Annotated in this window: 21 protein-coding genes; 10 read left to right on the plus strand and 11 right to left on the minus strand. The window is 47.4% G+C overall.

Translation table 11 applies throughout. The annotated features are described in order from the left end of the window. The first annotated feature begins 128 nt into the window (after positions 1 to 128). On the plus strand, positions 129 to 722 hold the full coding sequence (locus ACJJIY_RS02875) for a TetR/AcrR family transcriptional regulator (RefSeq protein ID WP_444903287.1): 594 nt from the start codon (positions 129 to 131) through the stop codon (positions 720 to 722). Between the two features lie 69 nt (positions 723 to 791). On the opposite strand, the gene ACJJIY_RS02880 is transcribed toward ACJJIY_RS02875, so the two are convergent. Genes ACJJIY_RS02880 through ACJJIY_RS02890 form a run of 3 tightly spaced genes read right to left on the minus strand, consistent with a single transcriptional unit; the run spans position 792 to position 5,141 of the window. Beyond that, a complete protein-coding gene (locus ACJJIY_RS02880) occupies positions 792 to 1,976 on the minus strand; it encodes a hypothetical protein (protein WP_445359061.1) in 1,185 nt (394 codons plus the stop codon). Between the two features lie 11 nt (positions 1,977 to 1,987). After that, the gene (locus tag ACJJIY_RS02885; RefSeq protein ID WP_445359062.1) at positions 1,988 to 2,803 is read right to left on the minus strand and encodes an outer membrane lipoprotein-sorting protein; all 816 of its coding nucleotides are present in this window, start codon (positions 2,801 to 2,803) and stop codon (positions 1,988 to 1,990) included. Then, on the minus strand, positions 2,784 to 5,141 hold the full coding sequence (locus ACJJIY_RS02890; RefSeq protein WP_445359063.1) for an efflux RND transporter permease subunit: 2,358 nt from the start codon (positions 5,139 to 5,141) through the stop codon (positions 2,784 to 2,786). The genes ACJJIY_RS02885 and ACJJIY_RS02890 overlap by 20 nt, the downstream gene beginning before the upstream one ends. A gap of 714 nt (positions 5,142 to 5,855) precedes the next feature. Between ACJJIY_RS02890 and ACJJIY_RS02895 the strand changes: the two genes are divergently transcribed. Then, entirely contained in the window at positions 5,856 to 7,157 is a 1,302-nt protein-coding gene (locus ACJJIY_RS02895; protein WP_444907107.1) for a M20 family metallopeptidase, read from the plus strand. Between the two features lie 126 nt (positions 7,158 to 7,283). On the opposite strand, the gene ACJJIY_RS02900 is transcribed toward ACJJIY_RS02895, so the two are convergent. Further along, positions 7,284 to 8,759 carry a DEAD/DEAH box helicase gene (locus ACJJIY_RS02900; RefSeq protein WP_444908396.1) on the minus strand — a complete coding sequence of 492 codons (1,476 nt, stop codon included), beginning with the start codon at positions 8,757 to 8,759 and terminating at the stop codon, positions 7,284 to 7,286. 461 nt (positions 8,760 to 9,220) lie between these two features. Here ACJJIY_RS02900 and ACJJIY_RS02905 point away from each other — a divergent pair, with 461 nt between their 5' ends. Next, positions 9,221 to 9,823: a GNAT family N-acetyltransferase gene (locus tag ACJJIY_RS02905; RefSeq protein WP_445359064.1), complete on the plus strand. Its 603-nt coding sequence runs from the start codon at positions 9,221 to 9,223 to the stop codon at positions 9,821 to 9,823. Positions 9,824 to 10,035: 212 nt separating this feature from the next. Here the strand turns inward: ACJJIY_RS02905 and ACJJIY_RS02910 are convergent, their stop codons facing one another. Both ACJJIY_RS02910 and ACJJIY_RS02915 read right to left on the minus strand, forming a co-directional pair. Further along, positions 10,036 to 10,260 carry a DUF7661 family protein gene (locus ACJJIY_RS02910; protein WP_282931038.1) on the minus strand — a complete coding sequence of 75 codons (225 nt, stop codon included), beginning with the start codon at positions 10,258 to 10,260 and terminating at the stop codon, positions 10,036 to 10,038. Between the two features lie 175 nt (positions 10,261 to 10,435). After that, positions 10,436 to 11,479 carry a hypothetical protein gene (locus tag ACJJIY_RS02915; protein WP_445359065.1) on the minus strand — a complete coding sequence of 348 codons (1,044 nt, stop codon included), beginning with the start codon at positions 11,477 to 11,479 and terminating at the stop codon, positions 10,436 to 10,438. Positions 11,480 to 11,804: 325 nt separating this feature from the next. Between ACJJIY_RS02915 and ACJJIY_RS02920 the strand changes: the two genes are divergently transcribed. Together ACJJIY_RS02920 and mmsB are read left to right on the plus strand one after the other, a co-directional pair. Next, positions 11,805 to 13,316: a CoA-acylating methylmalonate-semialdehyde dehydrogenase gene (locus ACJJIY_RS02920; RefSeq protein WP_445359066.1), complete on the plus strand. Its 1,512-nt coding sequence runs from the start codon at positions 11,805 to 11,807 to the stop codon at positions 13,314 to 13,316. Between the two features lie 18 nt (positions 13,317 to 13,334). After that, on the plus strand, positions 13,335 to 14,228 hold the full coding sequence (mmsB, locus tag ACJJIY_RS02925) for a 3-hydroxyisobutyrate dehydrogenase (protein WP_444937112.1): 894 nt from the start codon (positions 13,335 to 13,337) through the stop codon (positions 14,226 to 14,228). Positions 14,229 to 14,295: 67 nt separating this feature from the next. On the opposite strand, the gene ACJJIY_RS02930 is transcribed toward mmsB, so the two are convergent. Together ACJJIY_RS02930 and ACJJIY_RS02935 are read right to left on the minus strand one after the other, a co-directional pair. Next, positions 14,296 to 14,826 carry a hypothetical protein gene (locus ACJJIY_RS02930; RefSeq protein WP_444895923.1) on the minus strand — a complete coding sequence of 177 codons (531 nt, stop codon included), beginning with the start codon at positions 14,824 to 14,826 and terminating at the stop codon, positions 14,296 to 14,298. A gap of 131 nt (positions 14,827 to 14,957) precedes the next feature. Then, entirely contained in the window at positions 14,958 to 15,680 is a 723-nt protein-coding gene (locus tag ACJJIY_RS02935) for an SDR family oxidoreductase (protein ID WP_444934324.1), read from the minus strand. A gap of 117 nt (positions 15,681 to 15,797) precedes the next feature. Here ACJJIY_RS02935 and ACJJIY_RS02940 point away from each other — a divergent pair, with 117 nt between their 5' ends. Continuing rightward, complete coding sequence (locus tag ACJJIY_RS02940) at positions 15,798 to 16,712, plus strand: LysR family transcriptional regulator (RefSeq protein WP_444934325.1); 915 nt, start codon at positions 15,798 to 15,800, stop codon at positions 16,710 to 16,712. A 57-nt stretch (positions 16,713 to 16,769) separates the two neighbouring features. Here the strand turns inward: ACJJIY_RS02940 and ACJJIY_RS02945 are convergent, their stop codons facing one another. Then, the gene (locus tag ACJJIY_RS02945) at positions 16,770 to 17,165 is read right to left on the minus strand and encodes a hypothetical protein (RefSeq protein WP_108734714.1); all 396 of its coding nucleotides are present in this window, start codon (positions 17,163 to 17,165) and stop codon (positions 16,770 to 16,772) included. A 193-nt stretch (positions 17,166 to 17,358) separates the two neighbouring features. On the opposite strand from ACJJIY_RS02945, the gene ACJJIY_RS02950 reads away from it, so the two are divergent. The 3 genes from ACJJIY_RS02950 (at position 17,359) to ACJJIY_RS02960 (ending at position 20,911) form a co-directional block, all read left to right on the plus strand. Continuing rightward, on the plus strand, positions 17,359 to 18,417 hold the full coding sequence (locus ACJJIY_RS02950; protein WP_445359067.1) for a bifunctional nicotinamide-nucleotide adenylyltransferase/Nudix hydroxylase: 1,059 nt from the start codon (positions 17,359 to 17,361) through the stop codon (positions 18,415 to 18,417). Between the two features lie 204 nt (positions 18,418 to 18,621). Further along, complete coding sequence (locus ACJJIY_RS02955) at positions 18,622 to 20,037, plus strand: nicotinate phosphoribosyltransferase (protein ID WP_445359068.1); 1,416 nt, start codon at positions 18,622 to 18,624, stop codon at positions 20,035 to 20,037. A 34-nt stretch (positions 20,038 to 20,071) separates the two neighbouring features. Continuing rightward, on the plus strand, positions 20,072 to 20,911 hold the full coding sequence (locus ACJJIY_RS02960; RefSeq protein WP_445359069.1) for an ADP-ribosylglycohydrolase family protein: 840 nt from the start codon (positions 20,072 to 20,074) through the stop codon (positions 20,909 to 20,911). Between the two features lie 20 nt (positions 20,912 to 20,931). On the opposite strand, the gene ACJJIY_RS02965 is transcribed toward ACJJIY_RS02960, so the two are convergent. Both ACJJIY_RS02965 and ACJJIY_RS02970 read right to left on the minus strand, forming a co-directional pair. Next, complete coding sequence (locus tag ACJJIY_RS02965; RefSeq protein ID WP_445359070.1) at positions 20,932 to 21,645, minus strand: NUDIX hydrolase; 714 nt, start codon at positions 21,643 to 21,645, stop codon at positions 20,932 to 20,934. 60 nt (positions 21,646 to 21,705) lie between these two features. Further along, entirely contained in the window at positions 21,706 to 22,062 is a 357-nt protein-coding gene (locus ACJJIY_RS02970) for a winged helix-turn-helix transcriptional regulator (protein ID WP_444907094.1), read from the minus strand. A 111-nt stretch (positions 22,063 to 22,173) separates the two neighbouring features. Here ACJJIY_RS02970 and ACJJIY_RS02975 point away from each other — a divergent pair, with 111 nt between their 5' ends. Beyond that, positions 22,174 to 22,965 carry an SDR family NAD(P)-dependent oxidoreductase gene (locus ACJJIY_RS02975; RefSeq protein ID WP_445359071.1) on the plus strand — a complete coding sequence of 264 codons (792 nt, stop codon included), beginning with the start codon at positions 22,174 to 22,176 and terminating at the stop codon, positions 22,963 to 22,965. Positions 22,966 to 23,033: the final 68 nt, after the last annotated feature.

Genomic DNA, 23,033 nt, shown 5'->3' on the forward strand with positions numbered 1-23,033 from the left:
GGTTCAAAGACTGCCAAGCTGCCTGACTAACCATCCACATGAGTGATATATCAGTCAAAAACCTGCCCTGTCTTGCCCCCCCCAGATTGATGTGTCACTATCATTTTTTTGAGGTTTGGTAACGATAAATGAGTGGGCGCAAGCAGTTCGATGAGTCACAAGTACTAGACAAGGCCATGCGCGTTTTCTGGGAAAAAGGCTACAAAGCAACTTCCTTGTCGGATCTTGAATCGGCCATGGGACTGAATAAATCCAGTATCTACAACACCTTCCAAAGCAAGGAAGGGTTGTATGGCCGCTGCCTGGAACATTTCCACACCCAATATGCCTGCGATGCTATGGATACCTTGAACCACCCGGACTTCCGCACAGCTATGGGCGGCTTCCTGGAAATGCTTCAGTCAGGTATGGAGAGCTCTGAAACTCCTGAAGGCTGTATCGCTACTATGGCAGCAATGGAGGTGGGTGCCAGTGAAGGGTTTCTCGCTGACCTGGTAGCCAAGGGTACCAATGATATGCTGAACCGGATCGAAACCCGTATGCAAAAGGCTATTGACGATGGCCAATTGCAAGCCGGTGTCGATTGTGCCGCCCTCGCCGCGATGGTTATGGCGGTAAGCCGAGGCGTAGTGGCCCTGAATAAAGGCACGGGCAGTACCACAGCAGGCAAAAACAGTTACCAACAGCTATCCACAATTCTGGACCAGTATACACTTCCCTAAAAAAAGCCCACCCCAAAACTTCTTGCCTCTTTGGGGTGGGAATGGGGGTATTCCTGTGAGAATTAACTTTTAAAAATAGCGACGTAATTCCAACTGAAAATAGTCGTCGTTGCGCAAATTGTAGGTAGGGTCTTCTTCATCGGCATTACCGAAAAAACGCGCCTCAGCTTCCATTAACCAGCGGTCATTTAGTCGGTGGGTCAGTTCCAGATTGGAAAAACGACTACCGTTATCCAAATCGGTACTTACGGCAAATAAAAGCTCCGTATCCTGTGTATTATTTAGGGCGTATCGCGCACCTATTGCAATGTCATTTTGACTGGCCGTAGACCAAGGTCCGGTACGATCATCAAATTGATACTCCATTAATACTCCAAGATCTGAGATCGTTTCGCCAATACCATAAAATGTATATTCGAAACCGCCGACAGCCGCTGTCTGGCGATCTTCACCGCGAGGTTTAAATGAAATAGCTTCAAACTTCCACAACCAATCTCCACGGGTAGTTTGGATGTCCACACCCGTCTGATCGATCTGTGCATAGTAAGGCGCAAGCAAGCCATCTTCCGTAAGCAATAATAATGGATCCCGATTAGTGCCGGAAAAATGGCTGAGGCCCAGGTCCCAATCCCCAAGTACATGGCTGTAACGCAAGGCCCAATCTATATGCTTCTCCTCCCGGTCAGATTGATAGACCGCAGCATCCTCATCCACCGGCAGCGGAGCACGCAATCGCCCTTCCCGGCCAGCAAACTGACGCTCGCGAAAGCCCAGTAAACCGTACACCTCCAGTGTTCCCCAATCACGCTCCATCAGGAGGTTAATCATGGGTTGGCCCAGCTTGTCTTCACCGTCGATATTTTCCAGTGCATCATCCTGGTTAATCACATCCACCAAATGCACGGTTTCAGTAACCCCCCAAAATACTTTGCGCACCCCGGCGTAAAGCTCGAAATTATCGTAAGCTTTCCACCAGTAAAGCTCGCCGAGATCCGCGTGATTGCGATCGCTATCCTCACTATCCCAGCGCCCAAAGACACTGGCCACAACACGCTGGTTTCCATCGTCAAAATCCCGGTAGTACTCGAGATTTAAAGACGCAGAAAGACCAGCATCACTTTGTGCTGAATCCAAAGGGTCTGCGGTGAATGCGCGGGCCTCCAGGCCCGCATAACCACTCAACTCATTTGCTCCAGCCATATGACTCAACGCCGCCAATAGTGGCAACAAAGTGAGTATTTTTCGGTTAACCATGGGCGCAACCCCTATTTCGCCCTGGAGAGACTATTTTTGGTGAAGTCGCGATCGGTAAAACCATTGCCAAATACCCAGTCGCCGTACAACAACTCTGTGGATTTACCGGTCTGGTGATTTACCATTTCCATTTTATTGGCTCGCCAGTATTGATCGCCGTACTGGTTGTAGTCGGAAATCGTGAGGGTCTTCATCAGGTCCCCTTTTCGATCATAGTAATCCGTTCTCCATGCGCGGTACTCCTCTGTATCAACCCAAAGGTGTTGAATGGAATAACCAGATTTAGGATCAACCGGGTCCAACTCCAGAACAAAGTGATCGCGACCATCGAAAGACTCGTTGCGCAAATATTTATAGGTGTATTTCTCCACCTCCTGTGAGGCGATATCTTCATAGGAGAATTCACTACCCATAAATGGTCCAGACTTGTTGCTGGAGGAAATACGCTTTACTCGCTTTAAAGCAGGCAAATAGAGCCACTGGTCATCGGAGCCCACTTTATGAGTAAAGGACAAAAATGCTGTGCCCTTTACATCCCGAGGGTTGTCAAAAATCACCAGGGATTTATCTCCGTCATTTTCCTGCTCCAGAGTTTTGGTGCGCATAGCCCGCACACTCTCCTCACCATATTTATTGCGCAGGGTCATTGTAAGGCTGTTGCTGAGATCGCCGAATCCCAAGTCGCGGCGGTCCGCCTCCTTGGCAATTTCCAGACCTTTTTCTGCGGCCAGGTCCAGTTCACTGGCAGAAACAGATAAAGCTGCCAGAGCCAGGGCACCTGCTAGGGCCCGTGTCAAAAGCTGTTTTTTAGAGCGGCTGGGTTGCATAGTTTTGCTCCTTATTTTCAATAGAGGTAATAGCAGGGTCGTATGCCTTGGCATCGAGCTTCATCAAGAGAATTGGAAGAAGTAGGAAATCCGCCAGCAAGGCCATCAAAATGCAAATTGCGGTCAGAAGTGCCATGGAAGAATTCATACCGAAGGAGGACTGGGCCAACACCATAAATCCGGCAATCAGAATGACTGAGGTCACAACTATCGCTACACCCACTGAAGAGAAGGCGTAACGCAGTCCGTCCTCCACGTTATAGCCTGCACGGCGTTGGCGCAGGTATTTACTGAGGAAGTGCACTGTGTCATCTACCACAATACCCAGTGCCATACCGGTCACCATAGTGACAGCCACATTGACTTCAGCTACCAGTGCACCCCAGAGGCCAAATGCCAGGCCGGCCGGCAACAAGTTGGGAATTAAGCTTAAGAAACCGAGTTTGACACTGCGCAGGGCAATACCAATCAGTGCAGAAATTAACACCAGCGCAACCAGAGTGCCCACCAACATGCCCTCCATATTGCGCTCGGCAATATTGGCAAACATGATCGCCGGACCTACACCATAGGCAGTTACACCAATGTTTTTCTCCAGCCAATTACTGCCGGCATCAGCTACCGCTTTGAGTTCTTTCGACTTGAGATTATCGAGAGTTACAATAATCTGCGTTGACGACTTAGCCACATTCAGCTGATTATTTAAATCCAAGCCATAGGGGAGAGACAGCTCGTACAGTAATAAATACTGGGCTGCCAATTCCTGGTCTTCGGGCAACCTGTAGTAGGACGAATCGTCAGCATGCAGATTTTTGTTCAAGCGCTTGAAAGTATCGCCAATGGTATTGACATGGCGCACCCCGGGCTGGGCCTGCATCCACTCAGTGAAACGCTCCAGATTGGCAAGAAATTCCGGATTGCTGACACCATTGTTGTCACCGGATTCGATCGAGTAAATCAGCTGGTAAATACCAGAGAGGTTATCATTGATATAATCTGAATCGGTTCGGAACTCCACAGATTCATCAAAGTAACCAACAAAGTCATCATTAATCTCATTGTTTGGAATCATTGCCAGTAATCCCAACGAGACAATGACTCCCACGAGTAATATCGGGCGCTGACGGCGAATCACAAAATCTCCCAGAGTATCCATGGAGCGTCCAATTTTGGACTCACTGGCGCGACTCTTGGCTGGAAGTATCGCCATCAATGCAGGCAGTAAGGTAACCGATAAGAAGAAAGCCACCATCACACCCATCGCGGTAATATTACCCAGATCGTGGAAAGGAGGCGCATCGGAAAAGTTCATCGACAGGAAGCCAATGGCGGTAGTGATCGAAGTTAAGAACACAGGCCCCATGTTGAGCTGCAAGCTCTCTTTAATTGCATCGTGCTTGCTGAGTCCACGGCGCATTGCAGCAAACAGGCTCACCAATATATGTATCGAATCCGCCACTGCGAGAGTCATAATAATGGTGGGCGCAGAAGCGGAGGGCGGTGTCAATTTAACACCTATAAAACCGGCCAAACCCATTCCTGCGGCCATGGAGAAGACGATAACCAGCAGCGCTGCAAAAGTCGCACTGAAGCTCCGCACCAACAAAAATACAACTGCAATAATCACCAGGTACATGAGCGGAACTAAGGTGCTCATATCTGACTGAGAGGCTTCAAAAAATGCATTACTCAGTAAAATAATACCGGTCGCATAGACCTCTACATCGTATTTTGCCTCAATCTCTTCCATCAATGCCTGTGCAGCTTCAGCCGCTTCAGGGGTTTCATGCATGGATTTTTGTGGAAGCTGGAAGGTGATATTTATCCCTGTAACGGAACCATCACTATTTACCAGGCGCTCCTTCAAGGTGGGATCTGCCAGCGCTACAGCCTTGATAGAGGCCAGGGTTTCTGCATCTAAATTGCTGGCATTTTCCACCAAGTCCTGTACCAGGAGGTCATCTTCCTCGGCAATGGTGTGCTGGAAGTTGGTGATTGAATCCACCCGCAGCGCATAGGGTAACAACCAGGATTTCTCGGTCATCTCCTCTACGGCTGCCAGGGTATCATTGGAAAAGGCATTGCCATCTTTAGGCACTACCGCAAACAGAATATTGTCATTCTTGGTGTAAGTGCGCTGGATTTGCTCATAAGCTTGTAGTTGAGGATTAGCTTCACTAAAGAATGCCCGGTAGTCATTGTTGAAACCCAGGAATCTTGCTCCGCTTACCGCAAAGAAGGCTAACAGTAGTGCGCCAATGGCTACCAGCCATCGATATCGAATAAGCCAATCCGCATAACGGCTGACCCAATTCGAAGGTAATTGGGGGGATGACATTAAATCAGCTCCTTCAAACAACTTAATAGAAAAATAATTAATCAACAACCTAAGCAAATGGGTATTTACTTACGGCCACAGAATCTCGTAATAGCCAATATAAGATCAGCTACAAAATTTGATAAAAAGGCACACTATGCCATCAGCCAAACCGTAAATGTGGCCGAGACATCAATAAAGAGTTATCGCTTTAGGCGTTATAAAAACCACTTCTTTGTAATTAATGGTAGCCAATAATCAGACAAAGCTTAACTTTCCCCACCACGAGAGAGCCACCGAGTTAAGAGAATACCTAATTTACAGTGTCGTAAATCTAACAATAAATATAATAATTATTTATATATGCCTGAGACATACAGATATTTTCGTAACCTGCCTATTATTATCACTATAAATTAACCCGTTAATTATCCTCTAAGAAATAATTAGAGGGCTCGACAAGTTAAACATCTCTAATTATTTCCAACCTATGACCTATCAGTATAACTTTCTGTGCCACTCAGTCTCGTGAAAACCTTGAGAGCCTCCTGCAACCCTCATTGTTCTGTGGTTATAGCTCTTTCCACAACCTACGCAGAACATCTTGAACCGTTCGGTTCATCATGTCAACAGCGGAAACTGAAAATATATAAAGGCAAGCCAGCTCGAGGGAGTCGGTTACGCAAAATCTGGGGTAGAATCGGCCGACGATAATGAGAATGAAGGAATTGTGCTGTGAAAAAACTGCTCCTGCCCATCGCAATCGGTGCATCGCTGCTAGCTACCCATGCTTCTGCAAGCGACCCTAAGCCTCAGCAATTGCTGGAAAACACTGAGTCCAAAGTGATTGAGTGGCGCCGCCACCTGCATCAGAACCCAGAACTGGGCAATCGCGAATTTGAAACAGCCAAATATATTGAAAAACACTTACGTGCACTGGGCCTTGAAGTGGAAACCGGTATCGCCCATACCGGCCTTGTGGGCTTTTTGAGAGGCGGAAAACCGGGACCAACTGTTGCCTTGCGCGCGGACATGGACGCTCTGCCAGTCACCGAGAGAACCGATGTGCCCTTCGCTTCCAAAGCGAGAACCACTTACCAAGGTAAAGATGTTGGCGTTATGCATGCCTGTGGCCACGATACCCATGTGGCCATGCTGATGGGCACTGCCGAGGTCCTGGCAGGCCTTCGCGATGAGCTGGCTGGAAACGTCTTGTTTATATTCCAGCCCGCAGAAGAAGGCGCACCGGACAATGAAGAAGGTGGCGCGGAGTTGATGCTCAAAGAAGGGATCTTCAAGAAGTACAAGCCGGACGTGGCCTTTGGCCAGCATGTCACTTCCTCGCTACCCACCGGCGTCATCGGCTATCGCTCGGGCCCGCTTATGGCCGCTGCCGATGAATTCCGTATTACCATCAATGGCCGCCAAACCCATGGCTCACGCCCCTGGGGTGGAGTGGACCCTATTGTCGCCGCCGCACAAGTCGTAATGGGCACCCAAGCCATTGTCAGCCGCCAGATCGACATCACCAAAGAGCCCGCAGTCGTTTCTTTCGGACGTATTGACGGTGGTGTCCGCAACAATATCATTCCCGATAGTGTCTATCTGAATGGCACCATCCGTAATTTTGATATGGATAACCGTGCAGAAATTTTCAAACGCTTAAAAACCACTGCGGAGTTAATTGCTAAAAGCTCCGGTGCAAGCGCAGATGTGGAGATTCTGGAAGGCTATCCGGTAACGATAAATAATGCAGAGCTGACAGAAATGGCCCTGCCTATTCTGAGATCTGCTGTCGGCGACAAGAATGTTGTAGAAGTACCCAAAATCACGGGGGCAGAAGATTTCTCCTACTACGCCAATGAGGTCCCTGGCTTTTTCTATTTCCTGGGAGTAACTCCTAGGGATCAGGATGCCAGCCAAGCGCCAAGCAATCACTCACCGCTTTTCTATGTGGATGAGGATGCTTTGCGCAAGGGCACTGAAGCGCTGACCCTGTTAACTTTGGATTATATGGCGAACTATAAAAAACAGTAAATGTAAAAAGAGCCTCATTTTGAGGCTCTTTTTTAGATGCTTGTTACTCTTATAACTCGATATTAAAGATTACAACACCTTCGCAGGTGAATACCTTATTATCGGCATTAAGAGTCCAGCAAAATACTAGGCACTTTCAGAGCGCCCTCTAGTAGTAGGACGCCGTCTCGGAGCTCGTTGTGGTTTCTGTCCATCACTGCGACCAGCCTCAGCACCGCGCCCTTTACCGTTACCGCCCACGCGCTTGGCTGGGGCCCCTTTACCCGCAGAGGCGTTACCACTGCGGCCGCTAGAATTTCCACGCCCCTCAGGCTTACCGCGTCCATTGCCGCGGTTGCCCCGACGTTCCTCGCTATTGCCGCGCGCTTCACGCCGCCCTTCACTCTTCTGAGAGTTACTCGCAGGGCGCTTGCTGGAGCCGGGCTTTTGCAACCCACCCCGCTTTGGATTACCGGATGCGGGCACCTGGTGGTCCGGCTCAAACTCTTCAATTTCCTCACGCGGAATTGGCTTGCCGATCAAGCGCTCAATATCCCGAAGCTGCTTAATCTCATCAGCGCTAACAAGGGATACCGCTTGCCCCTGAGCGCCCGCACGCCCTGTGCGGCCAATACGGTGGACATAGTCCTCAGGCACATTGGGCAAATCAAAATTTACTACCTGGGGCAGTTGGTCAATGTCGATGCCTCGGGCCGCGATATCAGTCGCCACAAGAATCTGAACCTTGCCAGCCTTAAAGTCCGCCAGGGCACGAGTTCGTGCATTTTGACTTTTATTACCATGAATGGCTGCTGCCAGGATGCCGTCACCTTCGAGCTGCTTCACCAGCCTGTTGGCACCATGTTTAGTTCGACTAAAGACCAAGGCTTGGTGCCAGTTATTCACCCTAATCAAATGACTAAGCAGTTTCGTTTTTCGAGTCTTATCCACAGGATGGAGTTTCTGTCGCACCGTTTTAGTAGTGGAGTTGCGTGGACTGACATCAATTTCCAGCGGGTCTTTTACCAAGCCTTTCGCCAGCTGACGAATATCTGGTGAAAAAGTTGCGGAGAATAGAAGGTTCTGACGCTTAGCCGGTAAAATCCTCAATACTCGTTTGATATCGTGAATGAAGCCCATATCTAGCATGCGGTCTGCTTCATCAAGTACCAGGGCTTCTAAGCGATCGAAGCGAATTGCCCCTTGATTGTGCAGATCCAGCAAGCGCCCAGGGGTAGCTACCAAAATATCCGCTCCGCCTCGCAGACGAGAAATCTGGGGGTTGATCTTCACACCACCAAACACCACCGCATGGCGCATAGGCAGGTACTGGCTGTACCCCTGCACATTATCGAAAACCTGAGCCGCCAATTCACGGGTTGGAGTGAGTACCAGTGCGCGTACTTGCCCTTTTCTAGCGCGCTCCCCCTGGCTAAGACGATGCAACAGCGGCAAAGTGAAGCCAGCCGTCTTACCGGTACCAGTTTGGGCTGCGGCCATAATATCGCTGCCCTTCATTACCGCTGGAATAGCTTGTGCCTGGATTGGCGTAGGCGCAGTGTATCCCTGCTCTGCAACGGCACGGGCAATCTCCTGGGCAAGGCCCAGATCTTCAAACAACATAAAAAAACCTCGAACTGCGCCGCAGGCGCAATCAAACACACTCACTCCCCCTGAGGGAATGAAGAGAGAAATCGGAGTCGACATCGGGAGCCTGTATTGCTCCCAGCGTGTACAGCCGTCTAATCGCCAGTCCTCGTAACCGGCGCGCGGCATTCAGTAGAAATTTCCTGGAAGAATTTTTGAAAAGTTCCGGAGGGGCTACCGGCGGATCACCGGCCTACAAATGACGCAGCTGAGAAAAATCAGCGGCGGTACTATACCACACAAAGGCTGACTGTATAGTTTCACCCAGCCAAACTCCTTTCCTTTATAGGTTTATACAGAGCAGTTGTTGGGGAGATCGTCTTCAGGACCGTAACATAGTTTCACGTTCGCAGCGCGAGCGTCTATCTTTGAGGTACCCCATCCCGTTGCGAACTTGTAAAACAAAGCTGCTCAAAGCAGCCAGGATAGGAACCGTTATGTCACCCAACAACAGTGTGAGTACTGAACACCAAGTTGAGCTGATCACCCTCGGCAATGGACGCAAAGTCTCAATACGCCCCATCTGTCGCAGTGATGGCCAGCTTGAGAAAGAACTAATTGAACAGTTGTCTCCAGAAACTCGCCGCGATCGCTTTATTGGCGGAAGCTGTAAAGCCAGCCAAAAACTATTGGAGTTACTCACAGATAACGACCACCATGTACATGAAGCTTTTATTGCACTCTGCAGTAGTGACAGAGCACAAAGAGCCGTTGCTATAGCACACTACGCACTTGACGTTGACGGACGCGCTTGTGAGTGTGCCGTTGTGGTGAGCGATGACTGGCAGGGGTTAGGTTTGGGACGCTTAATGTTAAAGCGACTCATCAACTGCGCTCAGGATCAGGGGCTTGAACGAATCTATTCGATTGAGTCAGCACAAAATAGACGAGTGGACAGTTTCGCAAAATCCATGGGCTTTACCTGTAAAGCCGATGCCAAAGACTATACCCTGCTCACCTATACATTAGAGTTGAAAGCTAATATTGAGACTAATGGCTTTAGTCACAAAGAGGAAGTTTCCCGAATAAATTTGGAGTAAATGATTAATTTAAGAACTTCAGTCCATATTTATATTTATTTATCTATATGAAGCAGGTGCTCTTGGTACTTGCTTCATCTATTTTCTACTTAACTGTACATCGTTTTCCTAATGCAGCCTTGGCGACCTCAAAATTTTTTACATTTATTGGTCTTTTATAATACGACCTCAAGAAAATTTGGATCACCACCGCCCGCCAAATTTTTATATACTTATTTTGTATTTATACGCTCCACAGCAGGGTACCGCTCACTTGCCCATTCATGGCAGATATCTGCCAAGTATTGGGCTAAATCTTCCTCACTAATTTCCGAAGGTATTGATATCCCGGCACTGCGACGCTTACCTTCATTGCCCTGATAGAATGTGGCCCAGCTATTCGACTGCCTTTCGATCAAAACCTCTCTACCAAAAACATTGAATTTAAGCTTTTTCATAAAGAACTATGTACAACTAAAATACCTCAAAGCTTTGCAATTGCTCACACAAATTTTACAAACCTATTTTCTTTGCATGGATACAATACGCTCTCCATCAAGTACAACAAAGTATTTGCAGGAGTAAATTTAACCCCTGCAAATCCAATAGGTTCTTCTTTTATACCACTCTTCTTTAGTCAAAAAAATCATCACACGCCAATGGCCCACTAAATTCGAGCAAGGCCTGAGGCATTTGAATTTGCTCCTTCAACTGTCCAAATTGATACAGATAGAAATTGACATCTGCCTGCATGGACTTCATATAGCTCTGCTCACCACCAAAAATTATTACAGAGGGAAACTCCAGTGGATAAAAGCTGGTAATATCTGCTTTTGCTTCGACAATCAACTTGTATGAAATCTTGTTAAGTTCAACTTGTAAATAGCCTGAACAGGCATCGGCTTCCCGCTTAACAGAGAAACCATTAAAAGCCGGTAAAAAAATCAGGTCATACTCTTCAGAAACATATCGCCCCGCCCACATTTCAATCTCTGAGTCACCCAGTTTAGCTCCGGTAATCATATAGTAGAGGTCATCTGTTAACCCCATTGAATAGATCATACCGGCACTGGATTCTTTGTCATACCAGCCCTTATCCAATTGCGCATAGCCAACACCGGCTAGAGACATAGAACCATCAAAGTAACTGTAATTGACTGGGGTACCGACCGTATATAGGAACCACTTTCCTCCTACCCCAGGTATCTCAGGAATAAATCCAAAAGGGGTTTGACCGGGGTTTAACCCATGCCAGTAATGGTGGTGTTCACCAGCCCACTCCATATTAAACAGGAAATCTGGGTGTAAGACCTGTACACCCTGCTCATCGGCCACAACTACTCCCGGTACTTCATAGTAGAACTCATCAATACCTTCAGGGTGCTTCAAGATCACTTCATCAAAAAAGAGATCATACTTCGTGGTAGCTCCGGCCTCTGAAGAAAAAGCTAAATGGATATAGGCTTTAGGCTTGGCAACTGCAAAGTCAGGTGCAATATAGGTTTGTAAGCTAACTTTGAAATATCCCACATCGGGAATTGCAATGTTATAGAACCATTGCTCAGCCCAGGTTTCATCAGAGCTAGGCTCATGTGCACTTAAGTCACTTAGAGTGGTAGCACCAACAAATATGGGAGATATCATTAATCCGATTACAATCAGTATTCTTTTTATCATAAAATACATTGAATAATCCTCTTTTACTCTTCACTAGTTACATTACGACAACAACGTTTAAGCTGGGCATTAATCCAAAGCCGAATTGCCAGCCACAAGATACTAGCCGTACAGTGCAAGATTATTTTTCATTTCTTATGGGTATTAATTATTTGCGATCTATTCTACAAAGATAATCAAATACATTTATTTTAATTTTTTGGTCAATCAACCTTCTACTCAATAAAAGTGGATAGTCATAAAAGCAGCGTGATATTCCTCTTTAATCGCGAATAAACACCTAAACTGTTGGATAAAATTCCCTCCTCTCGGCGCTTTAATTAACATGAATAAGAATATTCCTTCCAAGTTACCAATATTGATTGGTGGTGAGTGGATTCAGTCCAAAAGTACTGAGTGGCTGGATGTAACCAACCCCGCTACCGGCGATGTTATTACACAGGCGCCATTGTCTACCCCGACTGAACTGGAGAATGCAGTAATTTCCGCCAAAGAAACATTTGACCAATGGCGAAATACGCCGGTTACCGCAAGAGCACGGATTATGTTGAGGTACCAGGCGCTTCTGAAAGAAAATCAGGAGCTGCTGGCTGAAATCCTCAGCGAGGAAACAGGTAAAACTTTTGAGGATGCCAAAGGGGACGTCTGGCGCGGTATTGAGGTTGTTGAGCATGCAGCCAATATCGCTTCACTAATGATGGGTGAAACCGTAGAGAATGTTGCCAACACCATCGACTGTTACTCCTATCTACAACCTATTGGAGTTTGTGCGGGGATCACACCATTTAATTTCCCCGCAATGATTCCACTGTGGATGTTTCCAATGGCGATTGCCTGTGGGAATACTTTTATTCTGAAACCCTCTGAACAGGATCCTGTCACGCCTTGCAAACTGGCCGAATTATTTGCTGAAGCTGGGGCTCCTGCAGGTGTTTTACAGGTAGTACATGGCGGCAGGGAACAGGTGGATTTTCTTCTAACGCATCCCGGCATTCAGGCCATTTCATTCGTTGGTTCAGTCCCCGTAGGGCGGCATATTTATCAGACGGGTACCCAGCACCTAAAACGAGTTCAAGCTTTTGCCGGTGCAAAAAACCATATGGTCGTGATGCCCGATGCCAATAAGGCTGCGGCTATAAATAATATTGTTGGATCATCCATCGGAGCTGCCGGGCAACGCTGCATGGCGATTTCCGTCGCTGTACTTGTTGGGGAGACACAACAGTGGGTAGACGACATTAAAGACGCTATGTCAGCTATCAAGCCCGGTCATTGGAAGGATACGCAAGCGGGCTTCGGCCCACTAATATCACCCGCTGCTCGTGAGAGGGTGCTTGGGTATATCGCCCAGGGCAAAAAGGAAGGCGCCCGCTGTGTGTTAGATGGCTCTGAAATTACTGTCGAAGGGTTTCCCAATGGGAACTGGGTTGGTCCCACCCTATTTGCCGATGTTACCTCGGACATGTCGATCTATACCGACGAGATTTTTGGTCCCGTACTTTGCCTGGTAAATGCCGACTCCCTGGAAGAAGCAATCCAATTAATCAATAACTGCCCCTATGGCAATGGCACCTCAATATTTACGGCTAGTGGCGCTGCCGCACGTAAGTTCCAACACGAAATATTAGTGGGGCAAGTCGGTATTAACGTGCCTATTCCAGTGCCGTTACCTTTCTTTAGCTTTACCGGCTGGCGAGCGTCTTTTTATGGTGATCAACACGCTTATGGAAAACAAGCTGTACGGTTTTACACCGAAACCAAAACTGTTACAGCACGCTGGTTTGACAGCGATATAGAGCATGCAGAGCACACCAATTTAACCATACAGCTCAAATAATGTTAACCGGAGAGCAGCATGACTAAAACAGTCGCATTTTTAGGATTGGGCCATATGGGACTGCCTATGGCCACCAACCTGGTCAAGGCGGGCTTTGAAGTTAAAGGGTTTGACCCGGTCACTGAAATACTGGATGCCGCTGTAGAAAGCGGTATCAAAAAGTGTTCCTCTCCCCAAGAGTCCGTCGAGGAAGCAGGTTTTGTGGTAAGCATGCTGCCTAATAGCGCGGCGGTTGAGTGCCTGTATATTGATACCGACAAACTGCTCGACAGTATTTCTCGCGACTGTTTGATTATCGACTGCTCCACTATTTCTTCCAACAGTTCTAAGCGCCTTATTCGTGAAGCCAGAATCAAAGGCCTGCAAGCCATTGAAGCCCCGGTATCCGGGGGAGTGGCGGGTGCTAGCAAAGGAACTTTGAGTTTTATGTGTGGGGGAGAGGCTGGTGATGTCGATAGGGCCCGGATAGTTCTAGAGCCAATGGGTAGCAATATTTTCTATGCCGGAGCAGCGGGATCTGGCCAAACAGCAAAGATTTGTAACAATATGCTGCTGGCTATTCATATGATTGGTACCGCTGAAGCCCTACAAATGGGGGTAGATAATGGACTCGACCCCAATGTGCTCTCCGACATTATGTTAAAGAGTTCAGGAGCCAACTGGTCCCTACAAAATTACAATCCCTATCCCGGAGTAATGCCCGAAGTTCCAGCGAGTAAAAACTATAGCGGTGGTTTTATGGTAAGACTTATGTGTAAGGACCTGGGATTGGCTCAGGAAGCCGCCACTCAGAGTAAGAGCTATACGCCTCTCGGCTCAATGGCGCGCAATCTCTATGGAATTCTCAATTTGCGCGGAGGTAGTGATTTGGACTTCTCATCTATTCAAAAGCTATTTCAAGAAGTGGATTAGCCGCGTAGCAGGCTGGGTATCCACAACCCCAGCCGCAGCTCCACTTCTCTCCAGCACCAGTTACTGGCTATGGTTGCATGACTTTACCGAGAATTCGGATTTCACGCACTTGATCCCACTCTATAGCAAAGTAGAACTTTTGTTTGCGTCCAGCATTACTGGGAATCGTGAGTTCTTCAGGGTTTCCTTTGCCCCTAAACAAGTTGGTTGCATAGCCATCCTGGTCAATAAGGATCACTGCCTCGGAGCTATCCAGGTCGATTAACCGCACGGGGAAGTCATTTTGATTTTTAAAACCAACTTCAACATAGCAACCACTCTCCGCATGGGCGGTCACTGCGATAACGTCGGTTTCCAGATACTTATTGAGATCTTCCAGCGTATTGATAAGTACAGCACCATCAGTACTCTGCCCTGTTTTACGTCCATCAACCACACCTTCACTGGCACCATCCATCAGGTTTTTACCAAAGCTGACGATGTTAGACATCACTGATTTTGCCGTTTCCGCTACGCCACTCTCTTGCTCATCTGTATTTTGCTGTGCAAACGCAGAGGAACATAAAATCAGGCCGGCAATTAAAATCGTTCTTCGCACTGATATCTCCATATCCTTTACTATCCATTCCAGCCTAAGCCAGCTCCGGTTAGCTGGCTTAAGTTGGGAATATTAGCAAAAGAAATATTGCTTGGAAAAACGATTAGTGTTTGCGCGGTACAAAATCAGGATTACTGTCCCTGCCCTGTTGCTGCAATTTGAACCTCGCGAATATTTACATGCTGGGGCTGGGAGTACATGAACATTGCTGTACGAGCAATATCCTCTGCATTAATTGCACCACCAATGGATTCTTTCCATTGTTGATAGGCCTCAATAATTTCTGCTGAGGTAGTGTGGCTTAGCAGCTCTGTTTCCACCGCGCCAGGGCATATGGTCATTACACGTACTCCGGTAGGTGCCACTTCCTCACGCACGGTTTCACCAATAGCAGAGACAGCATACTTGGTACCACAGTACGCAGCATGATTGATAAATGTTTTTACTCCAGCAATAGAACTGATATTGATAATGGTCCCGGAATGACGAGTTTTCATATCATCCAAAACCGCCTGCATACCGTTAAGCAAGGCCAATACATTCACATCAAACATTTGCCGCCACTCATCGGGGTTCTGGGTTTCAATATTGCCCAGTAACATTTTGCCAGCATTGTTAATCAGACAGTCAACCGGGCCGAACTGAGTCTCAGCCTCACGAATTGCCTCGCGCAAGGCTGCCATATCAGTCACATCCACTTTCCTGCAAAGAGTATTTGGCAGATTTAAAGCTTCCAGTTTGTCCACACGCCTTGCCAACAATAATAGTGGGTGCCCGGCAGCAGACATATGTTGGGCAATGGCAGCACCAATACCTGAACTGGCTCCAGTAATAACAACGAGTGGTTTGGACATGGGCTCTCTCTCCTTCAATGAGTTATCCCGGCGGATAGTTTTGTTTAAGTAGACCCAGTATAGGAATTCCGACTAATATGATTAGCCCAACCAATTAGAAAACATTGTTTGGTTTTTATGAACAATATCTCATGGCGCGCTATTCGTGCATTTATTCAGGTGGCCGATGCCGGAAGCTTCACCGCTGCAGCGCGGGACAGCGGCTTTTCCAAGGCCAATTTGAGCCAACTGGTCACTGAGCTGGAAACAACCCTGGATATACAGCTTCTCTACCGCACGACAAGACAACTGCGTCTTACCGAGATTGGTGAGGGTTACTATTTGCGTTGCAAGCAAGCGATGCAGCAGTTGGATTCAGCCGCCGATTGGGCCAGTGAATCAAAGGGGGGACTGGAGGGAAACATCCGCATAAACGCTGTTGGTGGCGTTATCGGGGAGAGCTTAATTGCTCCGCTGGTGATCAAGTTTCAGCAGGCCAATCCAGGAGTTAGAGTTCATCTGGACTTTTCCAGCACCCGAGTAGATTTGATTCAAGACCAGTACGATTTGGTTATTCGTATGGGCAGTTTGCCGGACTCCTCTCTAATCGTGCGTAAACTTCACACTATCAAAACCCGATACGTAGCCAGCCCAAAGTTCCTTCAGGAATATGGACCTATAGAAAAACCTGCTGACCTAGCATCTGTACCGCTAATTTCCGGCAGTGTGGATCAATGGCTGCTAACACGAGGTAAGAATCAACAGGTTGTGCAAGTTGAAAACAGCACTAAATTGATTAGCGGAAGGGTAATGCATCGCGCTGCAATTGAGGGACTTGGAATTACCCGGCTAGCAGATATCTATGTCCAGGCAGATATTGCCAGTGGACGCCTGGTTGAAATTCTGCCCGGCTGGTCTGAGTCTACCGAGCTCTCGATGGTATGCCCGCCCCTACGCCACCAATTATTACGGGTGCGCAATTTGATGCAGTGGCTCAAGGAGGGTTTTGCAGATATTTATTTACAGGCTTTAACTGTTAGTCCTATTGAATAAAGTACCTCAAATAAACGCGAACAATTTGTCTCTGTGACTAGCTTTTCCTGATTATCGTCAAAGTTCACCTTCTGATTTTTTTATTGCCTGTAATTCCACCGGTGACAAAGCCTTGTAGCCACGCAAATAGGGCCAGCCATACCCCCAGCGAAATGGGGTGGGTAAAAAAGGCGTACCGCCAACCCGAACTCCAAGTAACATCATTAGTGCAACTTCTTCTTCCCCGGTTCCAGCTACACAGACTTCAAGATCTTTATCCGCCTGCTCGCGTTCATCGTATGTGCCCCCTTTCCAGTAGGCATAATCATGGGCAATACAGCAGTCGAGCCACAACTCCTGTTGATCAAAAGTTCCATCGGGAAATGCGCTACAACCATCAGTAGTAAATGGTTCTATTTCCTGCGCAAAGGCTTCCAAACTCAATAAGGAAATGAACAACAACCAGCGGCACATCAGTTCTACTCACACACTCGAAAAAAGTAAATCGGCTCGAACACTGGAATATAACCCCACCTCTTCGATAAACCACTAAAAATTGAATTTAAGCCCACTTGCCATTAGTGTCTATTGGACACATAATATTTCAAGACCTATTATTCAAGCCCTGGAGAGACCGGGGTTTATTCACAGCAAGGAGCTTGCTGCTATGGCCCAGCACTACGATTTTGCCGTTTTCATCGGTCGATTCCAGCCATTTCATTCCGGACATCTAAAAGTAGTCCAGTGCGGATTAGCTCAGGCCCAGCACCTGATTATCCTGATTGGCTCCGCCAACCAGCCCCGCAACCCTCGCAACCCCTGGACTCATCGCGAGCGGGAACAATTTATCAGGAAAAGCTTAAGCGAGAGTGACAACAAGCGCCTGACCTGCCTACCTTTAATGGATGTGCCCTATAACGATGAGCTGTGGGTACGCAATGTACAAAACTCCGTTAACGGCATAGTGACCGCTCATCACACCATTCCCCACAAGCCACCTCAAATTGCATTAATCGGGCACCAGAAAGACCAGAGCGGTTTTTACCTCAACCTCTTCCCCCAGTGGGAATCCCTTGGGGTGGAGAATCACAACGAAATCAGTGCAACCCCCTTTAGGGAGGCACTATTTACCGACAGCGCCGATAGCTTGTTGAATTCACTCAGTCAGGAAATGCAATTGCCAGAGGGCACTGTTGGCGCTTTAAGAGAGTTTGTGGAGACCAATCCAGCCTACGGCGAGATGCGCGAAGAAATGGCATTTATCCAGCGCTACAGATCCTCCTGGGCCACCGCTCCCTATCCGCCAACTCACGTTACTGTCGATGCTGTAGTGGTCCAATCTGGCCATATCCTGCTGATAGAGCGACGAGCTTTTCCCGGGCGGGGTTTATGGGCGCTGCCCGGTGGTTTTGTCGACCCCGGTGAGCGACTGATCGATGCTTGCCTGCGAGAATTGCGAGAGGAAACACGCCTTAAAGTCCCGACACCAGTGTTGAAAGGATCTATACGCCGGCAGGATGTATTCGATGAACCCTATCGCTCGGCCCGTGGAAGGACCATCACGCACGCCTATTACATAGAACTGGCTCCCAGCCAACAGCTTCCCAAGGTAAAGGGCGGTGACGACGCTCGCCATGCCCGCTGGGTTCCCCTCGCTGATCTGGACCCTCAGCAGCTATTTGAAGACCACTATTACATCATTCAATCCCTGATTGGCGGTGCCTAAAGCTTGTAAGAGGTGGCCAATTGCCGCCTCTTGCACATTCAACAACTCGCATTACCTCCACCAATACCCAAAAAAACACGCCAATACTTGACAGCTTAGTATCGAAAAGACACTATTAACTTAGTTAGTGTCCTTTGGACAATAATTGGCAAGGCCCGCACTGGAGAGACCGGTGCTAACAACTACTCACGGAGGATTTCCGCGATGAACCAGTACAACCCAATCCTGAATGTCGACAGCTATAAAACCAGCCACTACCTTCAGTACCCAGAGGGAACCCAGTATGTCAGCAGCTATATCGAGAGCCGGGGCGGCCAGTTCAAAGAGGCTGTTTTCTTTGGCCTACAGGCATTTATCAAGCAGTACCTGACTACCCCGATCAACGCAGAGCACATCGAAGAGGCAGAGGAGCTCTGTCTGGCCCATGGCCTGCCATTTAATCGCGAGGGATGGGAATACATTCTCCAGGAGCATCAGGGTTACCTGCCCATTGAGATTCAAGCAGTTCCCGAGGGCAGCGTTATCCCGACTAGGAATGTCTTAGTCCAAGTAGTCAATACAGACCCCAAGTGCTTCTGGCTAACCAGCTATATCGAAACCGCCCTGCTGCGCGCAATTTGGTACCCCACCACAGTTGCCACCCAAAGCCGGGAAGCCAAAAAGGTCATTCAACGATATTTACTGGAAACTGCTGAGGGTCTCGACTCACTGCCCTTCAAGCTACATGACTTTGGCGCACGCGGTGCTAGCAGCGAAGAGACTGCTGCGATTGGGGGCCTGGCCCATCTGGTAAATTTCCAAGGCACAGATACCATTGCCGCCGTACTCGCCGGCCGCCGCTACTACGCAGCCCCAATGGCCGGATTTTCAATACCCGCCGCAGAGCACAGCACCATGACCAGTTGGGGGCGCGAGCAGGAAGCTAAAGCCTATGAAAATATGCTGACACAATTCAGCGGTGACAATCGTCTGGTCGCCGTAGTGAGTGACAGCTACGATCTTTGGAGTGCTATCGAGAATATTTGGGGCGGTGAATTAAAAGAGAGGGTAGAAAATAATGGCGGCACCCTGGTAATTCGCCCGGATAGTGGCGATCCCGTTGATATAGTCACTCAGACTATTGAGCGCTTGATGAGAATATTCGGAGCGACCATTAATAGTAAAGGTTTCCGAGTACTTCCTGACTTTATTCGGGTGATCCAGGGTGACGGAATTTCTCTACACACCATTGAGGGTATCCTCAGCGCAATGAAGGCCAGAAAACAGAGCGCTGAAAATATTAGCTTCGGTATGGGAGGTGAGCTTTTACAAAAAGTTAACCGAGATACCATAAGGTTCGCCATGAAAGCCAGTGCGGTTCGAGTCGATGGCCTATGGCGGGATGTTTACAAAGACCCCGCCACCGATAGCGGTAAGCGCTCCAAGAGAGGGCGCTTGGCATTAATAAATCGTACCGACGGAACGCCCTACACTATTCGTGAGCAAGATATTGGCGGCCGTAATAATCTGCTAAAAACCGTATACCGCAACGGAAAGTTACTTATAGAACAAGACTTGGAAACTATTCGAGAACGGGCTGTTATTGTTGAAGGTAGAGATGTATTGGCTGTTGCCAGTTAATATTAACTAATCGGTAATCTTTTAGGGGGCTTTGATGTTATTGGAAATTGCAGTTGGAGATGCCTACGGAGCCGGATTTGAGTTTTGTAGCCGTGAGATTATTAACAATAACAATCATGCTAACGGGTATATCTCTCATCCCCTTGGCATCAAACCCGGTTGTTATACCGACGATACTCAGATGAGCTTGGCTATTGCTGAGCTCCTTCTTGAGAATTCGAATCCCCAAGAGTTGGACTTTGCACAAGCTTTTATCCACACTTATAAGCGTGATCCTCGCCTTGGATATGCATCAGGCTTTCAAAGCCTTCTCGATAGCTGTGAAACTGGAAAGGATTTAACTCGCAAGATAAGGCCTCACAGCAAACGTAACGGTGCTGCAATGCGCTCAGTACCCCTTGGGCTCATTCCCGATATTGATCAACTACTAACAGTGGCTAAATGCCAAGCTAGCGTTACGCACAATACCGAAGAGGGAATCTTATCTGCTCAAGCAGTTGCCCTAATGGCACATCTATTAATCTACCAAAAATCAGCTCTAATTGAGTTACCCAAGCTTATTGAGAAAAAGCTCAACCTAAAATTAATAGGAAGCTGGTCTGGCAAGGTCAACTGTGATGCCTTAGAAACCTTGGCAGCGGTAAATACAGCACTACAAAGTAATCGAGACTTCCTTGGACTATTGAAGACCTGTATAGATTTTGGTGGTGATACTGATAGTGTCGCCGCAATTGCCTGCGGGCTTGCAGCACTTACCAGAGAGTACGATTTGGAACTTCCTTTCAGTTTACTCTCTGGCCTGGAAAATAGTACTTATGGATACCAATACTTGATTGAGCTAGATAAAAAATTAGTTAATAATTTTTCATCTTAAGAAGCTAAACTATTTTTTAGTTAAAGCTCTAAATTTCTTATAAATTTATGATCAGCGGAGCTTTCACTCAAACGATAGAGCGCTGCGGGCCGACCTTTTTCAGAACGTTTTTCACCAGTATCTACTAACAGATTTGCTTGCTCAATTCGCCTGCGAAATGATTTTTTCTGTATTGGTTTCCCAATTATTGCCTCATGTACTTGCTGCAACTCTGGCAAGGTAAAAGTTTCCGGTAATGCAAATGCAGGCACAATGGTATAGAGCGCTTTTTGAACCAAACGCTCATGAGCACGACTAATAATTTCCTGATGATCAAAAGCCAGAGATAGTTGAGATATCTGAGAGTAAGGCAACCAGCCCACACTCGACACAGTATCGATTGCACTTGCACAGCATTGGTGGGCAATCAAGGCAGTATAGGCAACCGTTACCGACCACCCCCGTTTATCCCTGCTGGGCCCTCCAAAAGTATAAAGCTGCTCTAAATAAGGCGGTATAACTGATGTCTTTTCTTTTAGCTTTCGGTTAGCTGTCGCCTCCAGACTATTATCTTCGGTTTCAGAGACAAATCCTCCAGGCAAAGCCCACTTCCCTTTCTCTGGATGAGCAGAGCGCTTAACCAATAACACCTTGAGAAAGCCTTCGTGATAGGTAAATAGAACTGCATCCACAGTAACTAAAGGAGCGTCAAAGTTACGCTTCTCATAACGAGCTATATAGTCTTTTTCATTCATAGGGAGCGACAAGTATCATTTAGACACTTAGTGTAACTCGAAGGTATTGGTGGGATAAAGTTATTTACTTTCAGATAAATCTGAGCCGTCAATTTCTTCTTGTAGCTTTTCCAAGTCGTCCAGAATTCTCAGGAATTTCTGTCCAAATTCTGTAACGTTATATTCCACACGGGGAGGAATCTCTGCATAGCTGATCCGCTCCAGTATCCCAAACTCCATATTTCTACGTAAACATTCATTCAGGACTTTGGTAGTCAAACCCTCAACGCTGCGAACCATTTCCCCCGGTCGATTTACCCCTCTAGCCAAAAGCTGATAGACAGTAAGGGACCATTTACAGCCATAGATAGTCTCAACCATTCTGGCACTTCTCTTGGGCGGGCGCTTTCGCGTGAGCATATTTTTCTCTGATTTCATCAATACTTACCAAAAAGTAACTAGTGCACCATTTTGTGCTTACTTTTCAACCTATCCGGTTCTTTTCTAAACTCCACTCACGTAATGAGCATATCTCAGTGAGGAAATAATATGAGTGACTCCACTAAAAGACCAGATTCTACTGAACAAAAAAAAGTTGCCTTAATCGTTGGTGGTTCCAGTGGTATGGGACTCGCCATTGCAAACCTGCTGGTGAAACAGGGAATTCACACAGTTATTATTGGCAATAATCTCAACAAACTTGAAAGAGCCCACAACGAATTAACTCAGATGGGCTCTGCAGAAGCACTTCAGGCAGACCTCTATCAACAGGCTGATATCAGCAATATTATCGAATATATAAAATCCAGCAATCATCATTTTAAATACCTGGTAAACGCCGCTGGATATTTTAATCCTACTGCATTTCTTGAACATACCCGGGAAGACTACGACACTTATCTCGACCTCAACCGTGCCACCTTCTTTATTAGCCAGGCCGTAACAAGAAACATGGTAGACAACGGCGGAGGGAGTGTAGTGAATATTGGCTCCATGTGGGCCAAACAATCGGTAAAGGCGACACCCTCCTCTGCCTATTCAATGGCCAAAGCCGGTTTACATTCGCTCACCCAACATATGGCGATGGAGCTGGCCGATCACAATATTCGGGTTAATGCAGTATCCCCTGCGGTGGTTAAGACGCCTATTTATGAATCCTTTATCGATCCAGGGGAAATAGACCAAGTACTTGCCTCCTTCGATAGCTTTCACCCTATTGGCAGAGTTGGTACCCCCAAGGACATCGCTGATGTCGTAGACTTTCTTTTAAGCGACAAAGCAAGTTGGATAACAGGAGCCATTTGGGACATTGATGGCGGGGTAATTGCTGGTAGAAACTAGAATACCAAAACGCCCGGATAGAAGTATTTAATTCGGGCTCAATTTTGAGAAATTCCTGCACTGCAAAT

Source organism: Microbulbifer maximicatervae (SeqCode) (assembly GCF_052468155.1).